This window comes from Streptomyces sp. NPDC056144, assembly GCF_042264145.1.
Taxonomy (GTDB): domain Bacteria; phylum Actinomycetota; class Actinomycetes; order Streptomycetales; family Streptomycetaceae; genus Streptomyces.
In genome coordinates, this window is the sequence record NZ_JBHJVF010000003.1 from 229,224 (window position 1) to 247,342 (window position 18,119).

Annotated in this window: 22 protein-coding genes and 1 pseudogene; 10 read left to right on the forward strand and 13 right to left on the reverse strand. The window is 71.2% G+C overall.

What is annotated here, in order from left to right; genetic code table 11:
• Positions 1-24: 24 nt before the first annotated feature.
• Both ACFC0Z_RS11890 and ACFC0Z_RS11895 read right to left on the reverse strand, forming a co-directional pair.
• Positions 25-282: a WhiB family transcriptional regulator gene (locus tag ACFC0Z_RS11890; protein ID WP_003953983.1), complete on the reverse strand. Its 258-nt coding sequence runs from the start codon at positions 280-282 to the stop codon at positions 25-27.
• Positions 283-599: 317 nt separating this feature from the next.
• Complete coding sequence (locus tag ACFC0Z_RS11895; protein ID WP_376435588.1) at positions 600-1,568, reverse strand: diacylglycerol/lipid kinase family protein; 969 nt, start codon at positions 1,566-1,568, stop codon at positions 600-602.
• 107 nt (positions 1,569-1,675) lie between these two features.
• Between ACFC0Z_RS11895 and ACFC0Z_RS11900 the strand changes: the two genes are divergently transcribed.
• Positions 1,676-2,107 carry a hypothetical protein gene (locus ACFC0Z_RS11900; protein ID WP_376435591.1) on the forward strand — a complete coding sequence of 144 codons (432 nt, stop codon included), beginning with the start codon at positions 1,676-1,678 and terminating at the stop codon, positions 2,105-2,107.
• A 10-nt stretch (positions 2,108-2,117) separates the two neighbouring features.
• Here ACFC0Z_RS11900 and ACFC0Z_RS11905 read toward each other — a convergent pair whose 3' ends face one another.
• From ACFC0Z_RS11905 to ACFC0Z_RS11915, 3 genes are all read right to left on the reverse strand, one after another.
• Positions 2,118-3,197, reverse strand: coding sequence for an RNA polymerase sigma factor SigF (locus tag ACFC0Z_RS11905; RefSeq protein WP_376435593.1), 1,080 nt, complete (start codon positions 3,195-3,197; stop codon positions 2,118-2,120).
• A complete protein-coding gene (locus tag ACFC0Z_RS11910) occupies positions 3,194-3,607 on the reverse strand; it encodes an anti-sigma regulatory factor (RefSeq protein ID WP_376435596.1) in 414 nt (137 codons plus the stop codon). The genes ACFC0Z_RS11905 and ACFC0Z_RS11910 overlap by 4 nt, the downstream gene beginning before the upstream one ends.
• A gap of 294 nt (positions 3,608-3,901) precedes the next feature.
• Positions 3,902-4,162 carry a UBP-type zinc finger domain-containing protein gene (locus ACFC0Z_RS11915; protein ID WP_360809129.1) on the reverse strand — a complete coding sequence of 87 codons (261 nt, stop codon included), beginning with the start codon at positions 4,160-4,162 and terminating at the stop codon, positions 3,902-3,904.
• Positions 4,163-4,201: 39 nt separating this feature from the next.
• Here ACFC0Z_RS11915 and ACFC0Z_RS11920 point away from each other — a divergent pair, with 39 nt between their 5' ends.
• Positions 4,202-5,800 carry a Na+/H+ antiporter gene (locus ACFC0Z_RS11920; protein WP_376435599.1) on the forward strand — a complete coding sequence of 533 codons (1,599 nt, stop codon included), beginning with the start codon at positions 4,202-4,204 and terminating at the stop codon, positions 5,798-5,800.
• A 24-nt stretch (positions 5,801-5,824) separates the two neighbouring features.
• Here the strand turns inward: ACFC0Z_RS11920 and ACFC0Z_RS11925 are convergent, their stop codons facing one another.
• Both ACFC0Z_RS11925 and ACFC0Z_RS11930 read right to left on the reverse strand, forming a co-directional pair.
• Positions 5,825-6,733 carry a 1-aminocyclopropane-1-carboxylate deaminase/D-cysteine desulfhydrase gene (locus tag ACFC0Z_RS11925; RefSeq protein WP_376435602.1) on the reverse strand — a complete coding sequence of 303 codons (909 nt, stop codon included), beginning with the start codon at positions 6,731-6,733 and terminating at the stop codon, positions 5,825-5,827.
• A 45-nt stretch (positions 6,734-6,778) separates the two neighbouring features.
• Entirely contained in the window at positions 6,779-7,369 is a 591-nt protein-coding gene (locus ACFC0Z_RS11930; RefSeq protein ID WP_376435606.1) for an N-acetylmuramoyl-L-alanine amidase, read from the reverse strand.
• A 253-nt stretch (positions 7,370-7,622) separates the two neighbouring features.
• Here ACFC0Z_RS11930 and ACFC0Z_RS11935 point away from each other — a divergent pair, with 253 nt between their 5' ends.
• Together ACFC0Z_RS11935 and ACFC0Z_RS11940 are read left to right on the forward strand one after the other, a co-directional pair.
• Complete coding sequence (locus ACFC0Z_RS11935) at positions 7,623-9,035, forward strand: family 2B encapsulin nanocompartment shell protein (RefSeq protein ID WP_376435609.1); 1,413 nt, start codon at positions 7,623-7,625, stop codon at positions 9,033-9,035.
• Positions 9,036-9,136: 101 nt separating this feature from the next.
• On the forward strand, positions 9,137-10,183 hold the full coding sequence (locus ACFC0Z_RS11940) for a family 2 encapsulin nanocompartment cargo protein polyprenyl transferase (RefSeq protein WP_376436661.1): 1,047 nt from the start codon (positions 9,137-9,139) through the stop codon (positions 10,181-10,183).
• A 28-nt stretch (positions 10,184-10,211) separates the two neighbouring features.
• On the opposite strand, the gene ACFC0Z_RS11945 is transcribed toward ACFC0Z_RS11940, so the two are convergent.
• Positions 10,212-10,787 (reverse strand): TetR/AcrR family transcriptional regulator, encoded by a 576-nt coding sequence (locus ACFC0Z_RS11945; protein WP_376435612.1) that lies wholly within the window; start codon positions 10,785-10,787, stop codon positions 10,212-10,214.
• 105 nt (positions 10,788-10,892) lie between these two features.
• Between ACFC0Z_RS11945 and ACFC0Z_RS11950 the strand changes: the two genes are divergently transcribed.
• From ACFC0Z_RS11950 to ACFC0Z_RS11965, 4 genes are read left to right on the forward strand one after another with little or no spacing between them, the layout of a single operon-like run.
• Positions 10,893-11,480 (forward strand): dihydrofolate reductase family protein, encoded by a 588-nt coding sequence (locus ACFC0Z_RS11950; RefSeq protein ID WP_376435614.1) that lies wholly within the window; start codon positions 10,893-10,895, stop codon positions 11,478-11,480.
• 26 nt (positions 11,481-11,506) lie between these two features.
• A complete protein-coding gene (locus tag ACFC0Z_RS11955) occupies positions 11,507-11,749 on the forward strand; it encodes a hypothetical protein (RefSeq protein ID WP_376435617.1) in 243 nt (80 codons plus the stop codon).
• A 42-nt stretch (positions 11,750-11,791) separates the two neighbouring features.
• Positions 11,792-12,211 (forward strand): DUF6304 family protein, encoded by a 420-nt coding sequence (locus ACFC0Z_RS11960; protein WP_376435620.1) that lies wholly within the window; start codon positions 11,792-11,794, stop codon positions 12,209-12,211.
• Between the two features lie 51 nt (positions 12,212-12,262).
• Positions 12,263-12,727: a GNAT family N-acetyltransferase gene (locus ACFC0Z_RS11965; protein WP_376435622.1), complete on the forward strand. Its 465-nt coding sequence runs from the start codon at positions 12,263-12,265 to the stop codon at positions 12,725-12,727.
• A gap of 91 nt (positions 12,728-12,818) precedes the next feature.
• Here ACFC0Z_RS11965 and sodN read toward each other — a convergent pair whose 3' ends face one another.
• Complete coding sequence (sodN, locus tag ACFC0Z_RS11970) at positions 12,819-13,214, reverse strand: superoxide dismutase, Ni (RefSeq protein WP_376435624.1); 396 nt, start codon at positions 13,212-13,214, stop codon at positions 12,819-12,821.
• A gap of 76 nt (positions 13,215-13,290) precedes the next feature.
• Here sodN and sodX point away from each other — a divergent pair.
• A pseudogene (gene sodX / locus ACFC0Z_RS11975) lies at positions 13,291-13,686 on the forward strand (nickel-type superoxide dismutase maturation protease); the annotation flags it as partial.
• 41 nt (positions 13,687-13,727) lie between these two features.
• On the opposite strand, the gene ACFC0Z_RS11980 reads toward sodX, so the two are convergent.
• The gene (locus tag ACFC0Z_RS11980; protein ID WP_376435627.1) at positions 13,728-14,387 is read right to left on the reverse strand and encodes a CGNR zinc finger domain-containing protein; all 660 of its coding nucleotides are present in this window, start codon (positions 14,385-14,387) and stop codon (positions 13,728-13,730) included.
• Positions 14,388-14,482: 95 nt separating this feature from the next.
• On the opposite strand from ACFC0Z_RS11980, the gene ACFC0Z_RS11985 reads away from it, so the two are divergent.
• Positions 14,483-15,232: a class I SAM-dependent methyltransferase gene (locus tag ACFC0Z_RS11985; protein ID WP_376435630.1), complete on the forward strand. Its 750-nt coding sequence runs from the start codon at positions 14,483-14,485 to the stop codon at positions 15,230-15,232.
• Positions 15,233-15,297: 65 nt separating this feature from the next.
• Here the strand turns inward: ACFC0Z_RS11985 and ACFC0Z_RS11990 are convergent, their stop codons facing one another.
• The 3 genes from ACFC0Z_RS11990 to ACFC0Z_RS12000 are packed head-to-tail and all read right to left on the reverse strand — an operon-like array spanning position 15,298 to position 18,025.
• Positions 15,298-16,065 (reverse strand): amino acid ABC transporter ATP-binding protein, encoded by a 768-nt coding sequence (locus tag ACFC0Z_RS11990; protein ID WP_376435632.1) that lies wholly within the window; start codon positions 16,063-16,065, stop codon positions 15,298-15,300.
• Positions 16,062-17,012, reverse strand: coding sequence for an amino acid ABC transporter permease (locus ACFC0Z_RS11995; RefSeq protein ID WP_376435634.1), 951 nt, complete (start codon positions 17,010-17,012; stop codon positions 16,062-16,064). Before ACFC0Z_RS11995 ends, ACFC0Z_RS11990 begins: the two co-directional genes overlap by 4 nt.
• Positions 17,013-17,053: 41 nt before the next feature.
• On the reverse strand, positions 17,054-18,025 hold the full coding sequence (locus ACFC0Z_RS12000) for an ABC transporter substrate-binding protein (RefSeq protein WP_376435637.1): 972 nt from the start codon (positions 18,023-18,025) through the stop codon (positions 17,054-17,056).
• Positions 18,026-18,119 lie beyond the last annotated feature (94 nt).

Sequence of the window (18,119 nt, forward strand, 5' to 3'; positions counted from 1 at the left end):
ACGGCCTCAGGCTGTGGGGGTGCTTCAGGCGCTGGCGTTGCGCGCCCGGTTGCGAGCGGCGCGGCGCTTCATCGCGCGGCGCTCGTCCTCGCTGAGGCCACCCCAGACGCCGGAGTCCTGGCCGGACTCGAGCGCCCACTGCAGGCACTGCTCCATGACGGGGCAGCGGCGGCAGACGGCCTTGGCTTCCTCGATCTGCAGCAGCGCAGGACCGGTGTTGCCGATGGGGAAGAACAGCTCGGGGTCTTCCTCACGACAAACGGCGTTGTGACGCCAGTCCATGGCTGCTACCTCTCTTGGTGTGACATGCATGTTGCTTGTGAATGTGAACGCTTTCACGAATCCCCCCGCAAGGGAAGGGCCGACTGCCAGATGAACTGGTGTGGTCCAGGTGTTGAGGAGGGGTTCTGGCTCTCAGTGGAGGCCGGTGTTGCGGGCCGTCCCGATCGCCAAGAAGAGACTCGCAAACCTCGGCAACGGATACAACCCCTTCCGGAAAGTTTTTTTTGATTCCTCGGTGTCGGCTAGGTCACAGCCGTACTTCTAAGGGGTGGATGCCAGCCTAAACGTTCGAGTGAAAGGACTTTGGGCCCTTCCACTCACACAATCACACGCAGTGCATGGCGTACGCCTGTGAACGTCACGCTCGTACGCAGTCCCAGGTGGTCTCCGTCCATCTGGAGAGGGAGCGGGACCTTGGAATGCAAGGTGAAGTCGGTCAGGTCGTGCAGAGTCACGGCGTGCTTGCCCCGGGGACCCCGTTCGGGCGTGGAAGTGAGCAGCTGCGTGCCGTACCGGGCCACCGCCGGCGTGGAGAGACGGCTCAGACCGAGCACGTCGAGGGCGGTCTCGAAGGAGGCCTCCGGAGACGCGTACACCGGACGATTGCCCAGGTAGGTCCAGGGGGAGGTGTTGCAGATTATGGAGAGGACGAGGTCCTCGACCGGCTCCGCGCCGGGCCGCTCCAGGGTGATCGTGCCGTGCCGCCGGTTCGGCTCCTCCAGGAACTGGCGGAACACCTGGCGGAGGTAGAGGGCGTGCGTGGATCTCCGCCCGCGCTCCCTCTGCTGTTCGACTCGTCCGATGACGCTCGCGTCGAACCCGAGTCCGGCGCAGAAGGTGAACCAGCGCGAGGGCACCGACTCGTCCTCGGTCCCCGGCGTCCCCGAGGCCTGCCCGAGGCTCACCGTGCGTGCCCGCCGCTCGCGCAGCGCGTCCAGGAGGGCGCCGGTCGCCTCCACCGCGTCGTTCGGCAGACCGAGCGCGCGGGCGAAGACATTCGTCGAACCGCCCGGGACGACCGCGAGCCCCGGCAGCCGCTCCGGATCGGGGCCGTCGTGCAGCAGCCCGTTCACGACCTCGTTCACCGTGCCGTCGCCGCCGAGGGCGACGACCAGGTCGATGTTCCCGGAGTCGGCGGCCCGCCGCCCCAGGTCGCGCGCGTGCCCGCGGTACTCGGTGGTGACCGCCTCCAGCTTCATCTCGCTCGCGAGGGCGTGGATGAGCACGTCACGGGTGCGGGCACTGGTGGTGGTGGCTGCCGGATTGACCACGAGAAGTGCGCGCATGACCGTCAGCGTACCTACCCGGCGGTACCGGGCGCAGTCCTGCCCGGTCGGTGGACGGTCACCGGGGGCCGCCCCCGGGCCGACGGGCCCCGGCTACCCTGCCCTGTATGAGCAGCAGTACGGAGCAGACCGCCGCCCCCACGAGCCCTGGCCGCCCCACCCGCCTCGCCGCGGCGGCGGCCGTGGCCGGAATCGAGGCCCTCGGGCTCCTCGCCGGAGGCGTGTACATGCTGGTGCGGTCCCTGTCGGACGGGACCGGCGACCTCACCGGCGCGCTGACCGGCGCCGTGACGCTCGTCGCACTCGGCCTGATCCCGCTCGCCGCCGCCCGCGGCCTGTGGCTGGGCCGCAGCTGGAGCCGCGGCCCGGCCGTGATCACCCAGATCCTGGCGCTGCCGGTCGCCTGGCAGATGGTCCAGGCGAACAGCGCGATGATCCCGGTCGGCATCGTCCTCGGCGTCCTCGCCGTGACCGGACTCGTCCTCCTGGTGAACCCGGCCACGACCGAGGCGCTCGGCATCCGACGCCCCGGTCAGTAGGACCCGGCCCTCACTCCTCGACGAGAAGTTTCTCGCGCAGCGACGCCAGGGTCCGAGCCAGCAGCCGGGAAACGTGCATCTGGGAGATGCCGACCTCCTGCGCGATCTGCGACTGGGTCATGTTCCCGAAGAACCGCAGCAGCAGGATCCGCTTCTCCCGGGGCGGCAGGTCCTCCAGGAGCGGCTTGAGCGACTCCCGGTACTCGACGCCCTCCAGGGCCTCGTCCTCCGCGCCCAGGGTGTCCGCGACCGCCGGCGACTCGTCGTCCGTGTCCGGGACGTCCAGGGAGAGCGTCGAGTAGGCGTTGGCCGACTCCAGCCCCTCCAGGACCTCCTCCTCGGAGATCCCGAGCCGTTCCGCCAGCTCGTGCACCGTCGGCGAGCGGCCGTGCTGCTGGGAGAGCTCGGCCGTCGCCGTGGTCAGCGAGAGCCGCAGCTCCTGGAGGCGGCGCGGCACGCGGACCGCCCACCCCTTGTCGCGGAAGTGGCGCTTGATCTCGCCGACGACGGTCGGGGTCGCGTACGTCGAGAACTCGACCCCGCGCTCCGGGTCGAACCGGTCCACCGACTTGATCAGGCCGATGGTCGCGACCTGGGTCAGGTCGTCGAGCGGCTCGCCGCGGTTGCGGAAGCGCCGGGCCAGGTGCTCCACGAGCGGCAGGTGCATCCGTACCAGCCGGTTGCGCAGCTCGGCCTTCTCCGGGGAGCCCTCGGGCAGATCGCGGAGCTCGACGAAGAGGGCGCGGGCGCCGCTCCGGTCCGTCGGGGCCGGGACGTCCTCGGGTACGGAGTCGGCCTCGGCCTCGGCCTCAGTGCCGGTCCCCGCCTCGGCCTCGGCCTCGGTCCCGGCCTCGGAGCCGTCCGCTTCGGCGGCGCCCTCCCGGGCAACCCCGGCCGCCTCGACGGCCCCTGCGGCCTCGACCGCCCCGACGCCGTCGGTCGAGGGCTCGGGCGCGCCGGAGACGCCGGGCGCCCCGGAAACCTCGTCGTGCTGTGCGTGCTCGCTCATCTGGTCCGCCTGCTCCGTAGCGACCCTCTTCGGCCGCGCCTGCTGCTCAGGGATGCCGGCCGTCGCGTCCCCGCTCCTCACGCCGGGCCTGGCCCCGCGCCGCGCTGTTTGTACAGGCTGATCGAGACCGTACGGTCGTCCGCCACCGTCGACTCCACCTTCCCGGCCAGCGCCGACAGCACCGTCCAGGCGAAGGTGTCCCGCTCCGGCGCCCGGCCGTCGGTGGTCGGGGCGGAGACGGTCACGTCGAGCGAGTCGTCCACGAGCCGGAAGACACAGCTGAGGACGGACCCCGGCACGGCCTGCTGGAGCAGGATGGCGCAGGCCTCGTCGACCGCGATCCGCAAGTCCTCGATCTCGTCGAGGGTGAAGTCCAAGCGCGCCGCGAGGCCGGCCGTGGCCGTACGCAGCACGGACAGATAGGCACCCGCAGCCGGCAGTCGGACTTCCACGAAGTCCTGGTTCCCGGGCTCGCCTGTGATCTGGGACACCCTCACCTCCAAGGTGGCACAAGCTCATTCGGGGTCCGGGGGGAGTGGCCCCGGACCGGGCGGTGCGCAGGGGGCTGCGCGGTCCGCCGTGACGCTATCGCGATCCGTCCCGTCGTGTCGTCGCGAGCACCGGCCCCCGACCACGACCCGTCACCCATGGTAGGGCCACGGAAGCGGACAGTGGACAGGGGTCTGCGGGGCCGAGAACGAGCGACGGGCGGAGGGGTGACGTACCCAGCCGCGGACCGCCCGAACCGTCGGGCGGCCCGGCTCGTCCCGCTCGTCCGGATCGCCTCAGACGATCGACCCGTCCACGAAGCACCAGCGCCAGGCCTCGCCCGGCTCGAAGGTCCGCATCACCGGATGTCCGGTCGCGGAGAAGTGCCCCGTCGCGTGCCGTCCGGCCGACGAGTCGCAGCACCCGACGTGCCCGCAGCTCAGACAGAGCCGCAGCTGGACGGGGTGCGTCCCGTCAGCGAGACACTCGGGGCAGGTGTCGGCCAGCGGCGCCGGTTCGGGGCGCGGCATGTCGGCAACGTGCGGGCACTCGCTCATGATGGCCAGGTTACGTTGCGGCAGAAGACGGGGACGGGCATGGACGCACTGCAACTGGTGGGGCTGGTGGCGGTGAGCGCCGCGATCGCGGGGCTCGCCCGCAGGACACCGGTGCCCGCGCCCCTGCTCCTGGTCGCGGCCGGCCTCGTCGCCTCGTACGTCCCCGGGGTGCCGGACTACGCCCTCGACCCGCACATCGTGCTCCCGCTGATCCTGCCGCCGCTCCTCTACACGGCCGCCGTCGAGTCCTCGTACCTCGACCTGCGGGCCAACATCCGGCCCGTCGCCCTGCTCTCGGTCGGCTACGTCCTCTTCGCCACCGTGGCCGTGGGCTGGCTCGCGTACAAGCTCGTCCCCGACCTGCCGCTGACCGCCGCGCTCGTCCTCGGCGCGGTCGTCGCCCCGCCGGACGCGGTCGCCGCCACGGCCATCGCCCGCAAGCTCGGGCTGCCGGGCCGGATCACCACGATCCTCCAGGGTGAGTCCCTGGTGAACGACGCCACCGCCATCACCGCCTACAAGGTCGCCCTCGCGGCGGCGGTCGGCGAGGGCATCAGCTGGGCCGGCGGCATCGGCGAGTTCGCGCTCGCGGCCCTCGGCGGCATCGGCGTCGGCCTCGTCCTGATGGTCCCCATCCACCTGCTCCGCCGCGGTCTGCGCGACTCGCTCCTCCAGAACACCCTCTCCCTCCTCATCCCCTTCATCGCCTACGCGGCGGCCGAGGAGGTCGGCGCCTCCGGCGTGCTCGCCGTCGTCGTGGTCGGCCTCTTCCTCGGCCACCGCGCGTGGGAGGTCGACTTCGCCACCCGGCTCCAGGAGGAGGCCGTCTGGAAGATGGTCGCCTTCATCCTGGAGTCCGCCGTCTTCGCGCTGATCGGCCTCCAGCTGCCGTACGTCGTGCAGGGCCTCGGCCGCTACAGCGTGGGGGAGGCCGTCTGGTACGCGGTCGGGGTCTTCGTCGCGGTGGTCGTGGTCCGCTTCGTCTGGGTCTACCCGGCGACCTTCCTGCCCCGCTGGCTCTCCGCGGGCGTCCGGGAACGCGAGCCGGGGGTGGACTGGAAGGCGCCGCTCATCGTCGGCTGGGCCGGCATGCGCGGCGTCGTCTCCCTCGCCATCGCCTTCTCCATCCCCGTCGTCACGGACGGCGTGGAGTTCCCGGCGCGCAACCTCGTCCTCTTCCTCACCTTCACCACCGTCATCGGCACCCTGGTCGTCCAGGGCCTCACGCTCCCGCCCCTCATCCGCGTCCTGAACCTCCCCGGCCGCGACCGGTACGCCGAGACCCTCGCCGAGGCGCAGGCCCAGAGCGAGGCCTCCCGGGCCGCCGAGGAGCGCCTCGACGAGCTCCTCGCCGACCGGCGCAACGCCCTCCCGCAGCCCCTGGCGGACCGGCTGCGCACGGTCCTGGAGCGGCGCAGGAACTCCGTGTGGGAGCGGCTCGGGGCGGTCAACGAGGTGACCGGCGAGACCGTGGACCACACCTACCGGCGGCTCTCCCGGGAGATGATCGACGCCGAGCGCGAGGTCTTCGTCCAGCTGCGGGACGCCCGCCGGATCGACGACGAGATGATGCGGACGCTGCTCCGCCGCCTCGACCTGGAGGAGGCGGCCGCGTACCGCGAGGAGGAGGCGGACTAGGGCCTGCCCGGCGGAGATCAGGCTCTAGGGGGCGCCCGGGGGCTCGGGGGCGCCCGTCACGACCGCCGCGAGCCGGGTGCCCTCCGGGAACGCGCCCTCCTCGGCGAGGGTGACGAGCCCGTACAGCATTTTGGCCACATACAGCCGCTCGATGGCGAGTCCGTGCCGCGCCTCGAAATCCTGCGCGAACGCGTCGAGGGCCGGGCTCGTACGGGCGTAACCGCCGCAGTGGAAGCGCTCGTCGAGCGCCCACTCCCCGCGTGGCCCGCCGAACGCGGCCTCCTGGAGGGCGCGGACCTCCCCGCCCAGGAAACCGCCCTTGAGGACCGGCACGCCGATCGCCCGCTGCCCGGGGGCGAGCCCGCCCGCGAGGCCCGCGAGGGTGCCGCCCGTGCCGCAGGCGACGGCGACCACGTCCGCGGCCCCGGCGAGCTCGCGGCCGAGCTCCACGCACCCGCGTACCGCCCGCGCGTTGCTGCCGCCCTCCGGGACGACGTACGTCCCCTCCGGGGCCCGCTCCAGGAGCGCGGCGAGCGTCTCCGGGTCGTTCTTCGCGCGGTACGTGGTCCGGTCGACGAACTCCAGACGCATGCCGTCCGCCGCGCACCGCGCCAGGGAGGGGTTGAGCGGTCGCCCCGCCAGCTCGTCGCCGCGCACGATCCCGATCGTCGGGAAGCCGAGGAGCCGGCCGGCCGCGGCCGTCGCGCGCAGGTGGTTCGAGTACGCGCCGCCGAAGGTCAGCACGGGCCGGCCGTCGGCGGCGGCCAGGTTGAGCGCGAGCTTGCGCCACTTGTTGCCCGGCAGGTCCGGGTGGATCAGGTCGTCGCGCTTGAGGAGCAGCGTGAGACCGCGCCGGGCGAAGCGCTCGTCCTCCACCGGCTCCAGGGGCGAGGGGAGCCGGGGCCGCAGGCGGGAGAGGTCGAACGCGTTCACCCGGCCATTGTCGTCGCCGCTCCCCGGCGGGGCGGCCTCGGGGCGTCAGCGCAGCCGGTCGGCGATCCGTTCGCGCATCGAGGCCATCGTGAAGCCCCGCGGGTCCACCTTGCCCGGCTGCCACTCCAGGTGGCCGATCACCGAGCGGTGGGTCCAGCCGTGCACCCGGCACACGGCGGCCGCCGCCTTCGCGATGGCGTCCAGCTGGACCTTGGGCCAGGGGTCGAGGCCGTCGCCGAGGTTCTCGCACTCGAAGCCGTAGAAGTGCCGGTTGCCGTCGGTCGTGGACTCGTCGTCGGGCGGCAGGCCCTGCTCCGCGACGACCGCGCGGAGCACGTCGTCGTCGCCGAGGCCGGCGTGGTTGGCGCGGCCGTACCCGACGAGGTGGACCGTGCCGTCCTTGGCGACGACCCCGTGGCAGAGCGGCCCCGGGAGCCCCTCGTAACCGTCTCTGCAGATACGGACGGTGGACTCGGTGCCCCGCGTGACGGTGTGGTGGATCATCACGCCGTGCACCGGGCCCCAGGCGCCCTTGTGGTTGCGGTTGTGGGTGGTCCAGTCGCCGACCTGGACGACCGTCAGGCCCTCGTCGCGCAGCGCGTGGAGGAACCTGTTCGCGGACATGGGGGAGGCCATGGACGACTCCTTCCGGAGAACGGGGTTTCCTCCGGAGTACCGGAGCGCGCCGCTCCGCGACCATCCGTTCGGACGGTGTGCGATCCGATCCGGACAGGGGCCCGCGGGACCCGTGTGGCGCCGCTGTTCGGAGGGGAAATCACGCGACTTGCCCCGAAGATCGTCGAACAGTCCCACCCGTTTGTGTAATGGCGCACGCACAGTCCGTGCTGGAAGGCTTCTCCCGACACTCAGTCATACGAGAGGGAGTTCCATGTCCGTTGGTTCGGTTGGCGACGAGGTCCGCGTGGACCAGGCACCGCAGCAGAGTCTCGGTACCGCCGCCGCGCGGAACCTCGCCACGACCACCAAGTCCGCCCCCCAGATGCAGGAGATCACCTCCCGGTGGCTGCTGCGGATGATGCCGTGGGTGCAGGTGCAGGGTGGTACGTACCGGGTGAACCGCCGGCTCAGCTACTCCGTGGGCGACGGCCGGGTCACCTTCGTCCAGACGGGGCAGCGTGTCGCGGTCATCCCCGCCGAGCTCGGCGAACTCCCCGCCCTGCGCGGATACGAGGACGAGGAGGCCCTGACCGAGCTCGCGTCCCGCTGCACCCAGCGGGAGTACGCGGCGGGCGAGGTCATCGCCACCCGCGGCGCGGAGAACGACCGCGTGGTCCTCCTCGCCCACGGCCGCATCGAGCAGATCGGCGAGGGTCCCTACGGGGACGAGGCCGTCCTCGGCGTCCTCGCCGACGGCGCCTACCTCGGCGAGTCCGCGCTCGTCGACGACGCCGCCGTCTGGGAGTGGACCGCCCGCGCGGCCACCGCCTGTACGGTCCTGGAGCTCACCCGCGCCGACGTGCGCAACCTCGCCGACCGCGCCGTCTCGCTCGCGGCCCAGCTCGCGGCCGCCGCCGCCCTGCCCGACCAGCGGACCAACAGCTACGGCGAGGCCGCCATCGACCTCTCCGCCGGCCACGTCGGCGAGGCCGTCGTCCCGCACACGTACGTGGACTACGACGCCAAGCCCCGCGAGTACGAACTCAGCGTCGCCCAGACCGTCCTGAAGGTCCACAGCCGCGTCGCCGACCTCTACAACCAGCCGATGAACCAGACCGAGCAGCAGTTGCGGCTCACGGTCGAGGCGCTCCGTGAGCGCCAGGAGTACGAGCTGGTCAACAACAAGGAGTTCGGCCTCCTCGCCAACTGCGACTACGGCCAGCGCCTCCAGCCGCACGACGGCGCCCCCAGCCCGGACGACATGGACGAGCTGCTCTCCCGCCGCCGGGGCTCGAAGCTCTTCCTCGCCCACCCGCGCGCCATCGCCGCCTTCGGCCGCGAGCTCAACAAGCGCGGCCTGGTGCCCGAGACGATCGACATGAACGGCAACCGCATCCCGACCTGGCGCGGTGTCCCGATCTTCCCCTGCAACAAGATCCCGGTCTCCGACGCCCGGACCACCTCGATCATCTGCATGCGTACGGGCGAGGCCGACCAGGGCGTGATCGGTCTGCACCAGACCGGCCTGCCCGACGAGATCGAGCCCAGCCTCTCCGTCCGCTTCATGGGCATCGACGAGCAGGCGATCATCTCCTACCTCGTCACCGCCTACTACTCCGCCGCCGTCCTCGTCCCGGACGCCCTCGGCGTCCTGGAGAACGTCGAGGTCAGCCGCTGGCGCTGAGTGGCCGACGGCCCGGGGCGGGGGGACCGTACCCTCCCCGCCCCGGGCGTTTCCCGCACCCTCGCACCAGCGTGAAGGACACGAAGGAAGAGCCCGTGACGATGACCAGCGCGGACGCGACGACCGAAGGCCACGGGGCCGCGAGGCTCCTGGACCGCACACGGACCGCCGTCGACCCCCAACTCCGCTCCACCGTCGAGTCCCTGCCGGCGGGCTCCATGCGGCGGGTGGCGATGTACCACTTCGGCTGGGAGGACGCGGACGGCTCCCCGGCCGCCGGACCGGCCGGCAAGGCGATCCGCCCGGCCCTCGTCCTCGCGGCGACCCGCGCGCTCGGCGCCGAGGAGGCCCCGGCCGTGAAGGCGGCGGCGGCCGTCGAGCTCGCCCACAACTTCACCCTGCTCCACGACGACATCGTCGACAAGGACCCGACCCGGCGCCACCGCCCCACCGCCTGGACCGTCTTCGGCATCCCGGACGCCCTCATCGCCGGCGACGCCATGAACGCGCTCGCGCTGCGGCTGCTCGCCGAGGACCCGCACCCGGCGTCGACCGCCGCCGCCGCGCGCCTCGCCGCCTGCGTCATCGAGCTCTGCGCGGGCCAGGCCGCCGACTGCGCCTTCGAGCAGCGCGGGCCGCGGGACATCTCGCTCGACGAGTGCGTGGCCATGGCCACCGCCAAGACCGGCGCCCTCCTCGGCGCCTCCTGCGCCATCGGCGCGCTCTACGCGGGCGCGGGGGAGGAGGAGGTCGCCTCGATGGACGCCTTCGGCCGGGAGGCGGGCCTCGCCTTCCAGCTGATCGACGACCTCATCGGCATCTGGGGCGACCCGGACCGTACGGGCAAGCCGGCCGGCGCCGACCTGGTCGCCCACAAGAAGTCGCTTCCCGTGGTCGCCGCGCTCGCCTCGGGGACGGCGGCGGGCGAGGAGCTGGCCGAGCTGTACGCCCTCCCGACCCTCGACGCGGCGGCGGTACGGGCGGCTGCGGACGCGGTCGAGCGGGCCGGCGGCCGGGACTGGGCGCAGGCCCAGGCGGCCGAGCGCATGGGCCGCGCCGTGGAGCACCTGGCGGGGGCCGTGCCGGACCTGGCGGCGGCGGGCGACCTGCTGTCCCTGGCGGAGTTCGTCACGCGACGCACCCGATGACCCGCCCGGCGGGTCACCTCTCGGCGGGTCACTTCTCGGGGGCGATCCGCTCGACCGCCATCTCCACGAGGTCGTCGAGATCCCGCTCGCCGTGCAGTCCCGGCACGGTGAAGTGGTCGAGCAGGAGCCCGGTGAGGGCGAAGTAGAGCACCCGGACGGTGTCCCCGTCCCCGGGCATCCCGGCGTCGGTGTGCAGCCGGATGTTCAGTGCGAGGTCGTCCCTGAGTACCTCGGTGAACCGCTTCCGGAGTTCCGGGCGGCGGGCGGCCTCCAGCCGCAGTTCGAAGAGGCCGAGGTAGCAGGTGCGCTCGGCGGCCATGCGCCGGGCCAGCCACCGCATGAGCTCGACGAGGAGCGCGCGGCTGGGCTCGGGGGCCATGGCGGTGTCGACGGCCCCCGGCTCCGGGGCCAGCCGGACGAAGATCCGGTCGGCGACCTCGGAGAGGAGCCGATCGCGGTCGCTGAAGTAGTTGGACGCGGTGCCCGTGGGGACGCCCGCCCGGCCGTCGACGGCGCGGAAGGTGAGCCCTCGGGCGCCTTCGTCCGCCAGCACCTCGATGGCGGCGTCGAGCAGGGCCGTACGACGTCCGGGATTCCGAGCCACGCGCATGCCTCCGTAGATTCCTCTTGCGTAACCACTACAGGTGAAGCACTATAACTGTCGTGGTTACGGCCACGATCATGCCCCCGAGGAAACAAGAGGACCGGTTTGCGCAAGCTCACCTACTTCGTCGCCTGCTCCATCGACGGCTTCATCGGAGACCCCAAGGGTGACGCCACCTCCACGTACGCCTACGTCATGGGCGAGTACCTGGAATACCTGAAGACCGAGTACCCCGAGACGATCGCCGCCCCCGGATGGCCCGTCCTCGGCATCGAGCCCGGCACCGAGAGCCGCCACTACGACACGGTGATCCAGGGCCTCGGCAGCTACCGGATCGGCCTGGACGCCGGTGTGACCAGCCCGTACGCGCATCTGCGCGAGTACGTGGCCACCCGCTCGCTGACCGAGGCACCCGACCCGAACGTCGAGCTGATCGCCGACGACCTCGTCGGCCGCGTCCGCGAACTCAAGGCCGAGGACGGCCCGCTCGGCATCTGGCTGTGCGGCGGCTCCACGATCGCGGGCGAGCTCGTCGAGGAGGTCGACGAGCTGGTCATCAAGACGTACCCGCAGGTCTTCGGCTCCGGCATGCCGATGTTCGGCGCCGGCTTCGAGCCCCGGGACTTCGCGCTCGGCGCGGTCCGCGCCTTCGACAACGGCGTCCTCGTCCGTACGTACACGCGGAAGCGGTGACGCGCGCTCCGTCCTACCCTGGAGACATGGGTGACGAGGCGTCCCGCACGACACGTGACCCGCTGACCGAGCGCCACTGCCCGGCCTGCGGCCGACTGCTCGCCGTGCTTGCCACCCGGCACAAGGTCCTCGGGGCCTGGGTGCCGGAGTGGGAGGTGCAGCCCTGCCGCAACCCGGAATGCCCCCTCCACGAGTCGGGCCGGGACGGCACTAGCACGCAGATGACCGGCAAGAACGGCGAGATCGGGAGAAGTCCGACCACCGGGTGACCGGCCGCGCGCCGAAGCCGGTCATGCCGCTACAGTCCGCGCATGTCATCGGAGTCGACAGAAGTCTGGACCGGTTGGTACCGGGACCGCAGCGGCGCGGAAGCGATCGTCATCACGATTGACGGGCGGCGCGTCGCCACCCGGATCAGGGGGATCGAGTACAGGGGCGAGGGCTTCGCCACGCTTCGGGCGGAGGGCGAGGGCGGGCAGGCCCTCACCGGCTGCGTACTGGAATGGGACCTGCCCCTCCCCGTCGTCCTGGACGGCGAGAGCCAACAGGCCACGCTGGCCTGCCTGCTGACGCTGGGGGACCGGTCGGACCTCAGCCTGACGCTCCACCACGGGGGCGCGGCCTACGAATCGTGCGTCGCCGGCGGCGACTTCGAGGGGGCGCTCGACCGGGTCCGCCGCCAGCTCCCACCCGGCGCGGACTTCGCCCGCCGCCTCCTCCAGACGACCTGACCTCCCGGAACGGCGGCACCTCAGCGGGGTGGCCGCCGTCATCATGACCCCATGAACGCACACGAGGTACGACCCGCGCGGCCCGAGGACCTGCCCCGGGTCGTCGAACTCATCGCGGAACACGCGGAGTACGAGAAGGCCCCGCCCCCGCCCCCGGACCTGGCGTCCCGCCTGACCGCCCTCCTCTTCACCCCGTCCCGCCCCCGCCTCCGCTGCCTCGTGGCCACCCTCCCCGACGGCACGATCGCGGGCTACGCCACCTGCTCCTCCGAGATCTCCACGTGGGACGGCACCGAGTACCTCCACATGGACTGCCTCTACCTGACGGAGGCCTCCCGGGGCCACGGCCTGGGCCCCCTCCTGATGGCCGCCCTCACGTCCGAGGCCCGCGCCCTGGGCCTCACCGAGATCCAGTGGCAGACCCCCACCTGGAACGAAGGCGCCATCCGCTTCTACGACCGCCTGGGCGCCACCTCGAAGGAGAAGCGCCGCTACTCCCTCCGCGTGGAGAACTAGAACGCAAAAGACCGCACCCGGACCGCGGGGGCGCCGACATGTGTCGTACGGCGTCCTGCGGACCGGGTGCGGTCTCGGGCGGGACCGAAGGTCAGGCCTTCTTGGTCTCCCAGAAGATGCGGTCGATCTCGGCGATGAGCTCCAGCGCCTTCTCGCCCGTCTTCGGGTCGGTCGACGCCTTGGCGGCCGAGAGGGCCTTCAGGGTGTCGTTGATCAGAACGTGGAGCTCGGGGTACTTCTCGAAGTGCGGGGGCTTGAAGTAGTCGCTCCAGAGCACCGAGACGTGGTGCTTCGCGAGCTCCGCGCGCTGCTCCTTGATGACCGTGGCGCGGGCACGGAAGTGCGCGTCCTCGTTGGCCAGGTACTTCTCCTGGACAGCCTTGACCGACTCGGCCTCGATGCGGGCCTGGGCGGGGTCGTACACGCCGCAGGGGAGGTCGCAGTGGGCGCTGACCTTCACCTTGGGGGCAAACAGGCGGGAGAGCATTGAGCCGTCCTTCCTCGTGATCGTCTTCTCAAGTGGGAGATTACTCGGTGAGAAGGGCGTTTTCGCGAGCGCCCCCATGGGCTTAGGTCAAAAGTCCAGGGTTGGCGGGGGACTCGTGGACGAGTGGACGAGTCGACGCGTCGATGTGCGTGTGCGTGAGGGGCATGTGGCTGTGGTGAGGGAAGTGCGGGACGAGCGGATCGTGGGCGAGGGGGCGCCGTTCGGGATCGCCGAGGTGACGGGGGTGTCGATGGTGCCCACGCTGCTCCACGGCGACCGGCTGCTCGTGCGCTACCGGGGGAGGCTGTCGCCCGGCCGGGTCGTCGTGCTGCGGCATCCGCTTCAGCAGGATCTGCTGATCGTGAAGCGGCTGGTGGAGCGCAGGGAGGGCGGGTGGTGGGTGCTGGGGGACAACCCGGGCGCCGAGGGGGACAGCCGCGTCTTCGGGGCCGTACCGCCCGAGCTGGTTCTCGGGCGGGTGCTGGTCCGGTACCGGCCGGTGACGCCGGGGCGTCAGCGGTCGGCCGGGGTGGTGCTCTCCTGGCTGTTCTCGGCGGTCAGGCCCGTCTGGTCGGCGCGGTCGGCAGGGTCGGTGTCGCGGTCGGGGCGTTCCGCCTCCAGGCGCTTGCGGGCCCGGTAGGCGGCCACGTTGGCACGGGTCGCGCAGCGGTCGGAGCAGTAGCGGCGCGAGCGGTTCGTGGACGTGTCCAGGTAGGCGTTGCGGCAGGGCGGCGCCTGGCAGAGGCCGAGCCGGTCCGCGCCGAACTCCGTCAGGTGGAAGGCGAGGCCCATCGCCGCGATGGCCGCGTATCCCGCGGTCGCGTTCGAGGGGTGGTCGGCGAGGTGCATGTGCCACCGCGGGCGGCCGTCCTCGTCGAGGTAGTCGTGGCCCGAGATCTGCGGGCTGACGGGGAACTCCAGGAGCAGGGAGTTGAGGAGGTCGACGGCTCCCGTGTGGTCGCCCTCGTCCGCCGCCGTGAACACCGCCCGCAGCCGTGCCCGTACCGAACGGAAGCGTGTCACGTCGGAGTCGGTCGCCCTCCGGGCCATCTGGGTGGCCGGGCCGAAGAGCTCCCTGAGCACCTCGACGGAGGTCAGGGCGTCCTTGTTGCGGGCCGGCTCCTCGGTGTTGACCAGACGCACGGCATAGTCCGAGTAATAGGCCAGTTCCACTTGTAGTCCTTACTCCGGCGGGCTAGGGTCACGGGCGAAAGGGGGTAACGGCTGTTTCCCCTTCGAGGGTATTACGACGCAGGGAGGGTGCGGTCATGACCGAGACCTACTGGGCGGACTGGCAGCGGAGCTGGGACCGCCAGCAGGAGTGGTACATGCCGGACCGCGAGGAGCGGTTCCGCGTCATGCTCGACATGGTCGAGGCGCTCGTCGGGCCGAAGCCCCGCGTCCTCGACCTCGCCTGCGGTACGGGAAGTATCACGGATCGCCTCCTCCAGAGGTTCCCCGAGGCGACCAGCGTCGGCGTCGATCTCGATCCGGCGCTGCTCGCGATCGCCCGCGGCCATTTCGCGGGGGACCCGCGCGTCACCTTCGTCGACGCCGACCTCAAGGACCCCGCCTGGACCGAGGCGCTGCCGTACGACACGTACGACGCCGTCCTCACCGCCACCGCCCTCCACTGGCTGCACAGCGAGCCCCTCGCCACCCTCTACGGGCAGCTCGCCGGACTCGTCCGCGCCGACGGTGTCCTCATGAACGCCGACCACATGATCGACCCCGCCACCCCCCGCATCAACGCCGCCGAGCGCGCCCAGCGGCACGCCGTCATGGACCGCGCCAAGGCCGGCGGGGCCCTCGACTGGGCCGAGTGGTGGGCCGAGGCCGCGAAGGACCCGGTCCTCGCCGAGCCCACCGCCCGCCGCTTCGAGATCTACGGCGAGCACGCCGACGGCGACATGCCCGCACCGCGCTGGCACGCCGACACCCTCCGCGCCGCCGGCTTCGGCGAGGCCAGGGTCGTCTGGGCCTCGCCCTCGGACACCCTCCTCCTCGCCGTGAAGTAGCCGGGGCACGAGGAAGGGGCGGTACGGGGCCTTCGCCCGTACCGCCCCTTCCTCGTTGTCCGTGCCTACAGCACCTTCGACAGGAACGCCTTCGTCCGGTCGTGCTGCGGGTTCGTCAGGACGTCCCGCGGGTTGCCCGACTCGACCACCACGCCGCCGTCCATGAAGACCAGCGAGTCGCCGACCTCCCGGGCGAAGCCCATCTCGTGCGTGACGACGATCATCGTCATGCCCGACTCGGCCAGGTCCCGCATGACGTCGAGGACGTCACCCACGAGCTCCGGGTCGAGCGCCGAGGTCGGCTCGTCGAAGAGCATCAGCTTCGGCTCCATCGCCAGCGCGCGGGCGATCGCCACGCGCTGCTGCTGGCCGCCGGAGAGCTGCGACGGGTAGTTGCCCATCTTGTCCCGCAGGCCGACCCGGTCGAGCAGCCGCTCGGCGCGCTCGCGCGCCACCGACTTGGACTCGCCCTTCACCTGGACGGGCGCCTCCATCACGTTGGCCAGGGCCGTCATGTGGGGGAAGAGGTTGAAGCGCTGGAAGACCATGCCGATGTCACGGCGCTGGACCGCGACCTCGCTGTCCTTCAGCTCGTACAGCTTGTCGCCCTTCTGGCGGTAGCCGACCAGCTGGCCGTCGACCGAGAGCCGGCCGCCGTCGATGCGCTCCAGGTGGTTGATGCAGCGCAGGAAGGTCGACTTGCCGGAGCCGGACGGGCCGACCAGGCAGAAGACCTCTCCGTTGCGGACTTCGAGGTCGATGCCGCGGAGGATGTGGGCCGCGCCGTACGACTTGTGGACGCCCTCCGCCTTGACCATGGGCTGGCCGGTCATGCCGATCCCTCCGGAGAGCGCTTGAACGTGGTGATGTTCGCCTTGACCCGCTGCCACGGTGTGGGGGGCAGGGTACGGATCGAACCGCGGGCGTAACGGCGCTCCAGGTAGTACTGGCCGACGCTGAAGACGCTGGTCAGCGCGAGGTACCAGAAGGAGGCGACGAAGAGCATCTCCATCACGGCGCCGGCCGTGTTGCCGATGTTCGAGGCGGACCTCAGGAGCTCGGTGTACTGCACGGCCGAGACCAGCGAGGAGGTCTTGAGCATGTTGATGAACTCGTTGCCCGTCGGCGGCACGATCACGCGCATCGCCTGCGGGAGCACGACGCGGCCCATCGTCTTCGTCTGGGACATGCCCAGCGCGTGCGCGGCCTCGGTCTGGCCCTCGTCGACCGACTGGATGCCGGCGCGGACGATCTCCGCCATGTACGCGCCCTCGTTGAGGCCGAGGCCGAGGAAGGCCACCATGAACGGCGTCATGACGTCCACGGTCTCGTTCTTGTAGATCGGCCCGAGGTCGATGTACTGGAAGATCAGCGACAGGTTGAACCAGACGAGCAGCTGGACGTAGACCGGCGTGCCGCGGAAGAACCAGATGTAGAGCCAGGCGACGGCGCCCGTGACCGGGTTCTTCGAGAGCCGCATGACGGCGAAGAGGATGCCCAGCACGAGGCCGAGCGCCATGGCCGCGACGCTGATGACGATCGTGTTCCACAGACCGCTGAGGATCGACGGGTCGAACAGCTTGTCCCAGACCGTGTCCCAGATGATGTTGCCCTGGGAGAAGGCGTAGACGAGCCAGCCGAGCAGGGCCACGACCACGACGGCGCTGATCCAGCGGCCGTAGTGGCGTACGGGGATGGCCTTGATCGCCTCGTAAGGGGTGCCCGAGGGGGCGGGCCCGGCCGGTGAGGCGGCCGGGTCCTTGCTGAGCTTGTCAGTCATGACGACTGCCCTTCAGTGGTACTCGGTGATGCGAGGAGGGGTCACTTACCGGCGTTGATCGTGGCCGACTTGACCGCGCTGTCCTCGACGTCCCACTTCTTCAGGGCCTCGGCGTAGGTGCCGTCCTTGATGATCGCGTCGAGGGCTTCCTTGACGGCGTCGCGGAGCTGGGTGTTCTCCTTCGAGACGCCGATGCCGAAGAGGCCGACGTCGCTCTGGCTGCCGACGACCTCGAAGTCGTTGCCGCCGCCGGAGGTCTTCGCGATGTACGCGGCCACCGGGTAGTCGTTCAGGTCGGCCACGGCGCCGCCGGCCTTGACGCGGGTCTGGGCCTCGGCGTCGGAGTCGAAGGCCTGGATCGTGAGCTTCTTGTCGCCGCACTTCGTGGCCTGGGCCTTGAAGGTGTCCTCGTAGATCGTGCCGCGCTGGACGGCGACGGTCTTGCCGCAGAGGTCGTCGAGGGAGTTGACGCCCTGCGGGTTGCCCTTCTTGACCAGGAGGGAGACGCCGGAGCTGAAGTAGTCGACGAAGTCGATGCCCTTGCCGATCTTCTTCCCGTTGTCGTCCAGGCCCTCCTGACGCTTCTTGTTGTCCGTCATCGAGGACATGATCAGGTCCTGGCGGCCGGTGTAGATCGAGGTGATCAGGCCGTCGAAGGTGCCGGAGACGAACTCGAACTCGACGCCGAGCTGCTTGCTCAGGGCCTGGGCGATGTCGGGGTCGACGCCGACGATCTTGCCGCCCTCGGTGAACTCCATGGGGGCGTACGAGGCGTCCGTACCGACCGTGATCTTGCCGGCCTTCTGGATGTCGGCCGGGAGCTTCGAGAAGAGCGGGGCGGCGTTGGTGGAGGCCGTGTCACCGGACTTCGACGGGGCGGGGGTGCTTCCACCCTCGGTCTGGTCGCCACAGGCGGTCAGCAGCATGGAGCCGGCGACCGCGATGGCGGCGACCGCGGCAAGACGGGAGGTGCGGGTCTTGGCGGTCGTACAGCGCGTGGAGCGTGCGGTCATGGTGGGGTTCCTCCGGCGTGTGAGGGGGAGCTGCCAGTGGTCGCGGACGCGTCTTCGAGTGTCGCGACCTCGTGTGATTACGGCATCTTGCCAT

Coding starts and splice junctions, on each gene's coding strand:
- ACFC0Z_RS11960 (WP_376435620.1), top strand. CDS start 11,792: ATGTCATCGGAGTCGACAGAAGTCTGGACCGGTTGGTACCGGGACCGC.
- ACFC0Z_RS11995 (WP_376435634.1), bottom strand. CDS start 17,012: ATGACTGACAAGCTCAGCAAGGACCCGGCCGCCTCACCGGCCGGGCCC.
- ACFC0Z_RS11900 (WP_376435591.1), top strand. CDS start 1,676: ATGAGCAGCAGTACGGAGCAGACCGCCGCCCCCACGAGCCCTGGCCGC.
- ACFC0Z_RS11955 (WP_376435617.1), top strand. CDS start 11,507: ATGGGTGACGAGGCGTCCCGCACGACACGTGACCCGCTGACCGAGCGC.
- ACFC0Z_RS11895 (WP_376435588.1), bottom strand. CDS start 1,568: ATGCGCGCACTTCTCGTGGTCAATCCGGCAGCCACCACCACCAGTGCC.
- ACFC0Z_RS11915 (WP_360809129.1), bottom strand. CDS start 4,162: ATGAGCGAGTGCCCGCACGTTGCCGACATGCCGCGCCCCGAACCGGCG.
- ACFC0Z_RS11930 (WP_376435606.1), bottom strand. CDS start 7,369: ATGGCCTCCCCCATGTCCGCGAACAGGTTCCTCCACGCGCTGCGCGAC.
- ACFC0Z_RS11990 (WP_376435632.1), bottom strand. CDS start 16,065: ATGACCGGCCAGCCCATGGTCAAGGCGGAGGGCGTCCACAAGTCGTAC.
- ACFC0Z_RS11920 (WP_376435599.1), top strand. CDS start 4,202: ATGGACGCACTGCAACTGGTGGGGCTGGTGGCGGTGAGCGCCGCGATC.
- ACFC0Z_RS11935 (WP_376435609.1), top strand. CDS start 7,623: ATGTCCGTTGGTTCGGTTGGCGACGAGGTCCGCGTGGACCAGGCACCG.
- sodN (WP_376435624.1), bottom strand. CDS start 13,214: ATGCTCTCCCGCCTGTTTGCCCCCAAGGTGAAGGTCAGCGCCCACTGC.
- ACFC0Z_RS11985 (WP_376435630.1), top strand. CDS start 14,483: ATGACCGAGACCTACTGGGCGGACTGGCAGCGGAGCTGGGACCGCCAG.
- ACFC0Z_RS11965 (WP_376435622.1), top strand. CDS start 12,263: ATGAACGCACACGAGGTACGACCCGCGCGGCCCGAGGACCTGCCCCGG.
- ACFC0Z_RS12000 (WP_376435637.1), bottom strand. CDS start 18,025: ATGACCGCACGCTCCACGCGCTGTACGACCGCCAAGACCCGCACCTCC.
- ACFC0Z_RS11940 (WP_376436661.1), top strand. CDS start 9,137: ATGACCAGCGCGGACGCGACGACCGAAGGCCACGGGGCCGCGAGGCTC.
- ACFC0Z_RS11890 (WP_003953983.1), bottom strand. CDS start 282: ATGGACTGGCGTCACAACGCCGTTTGTCGTGAGGAAGACCCCGAGCTG.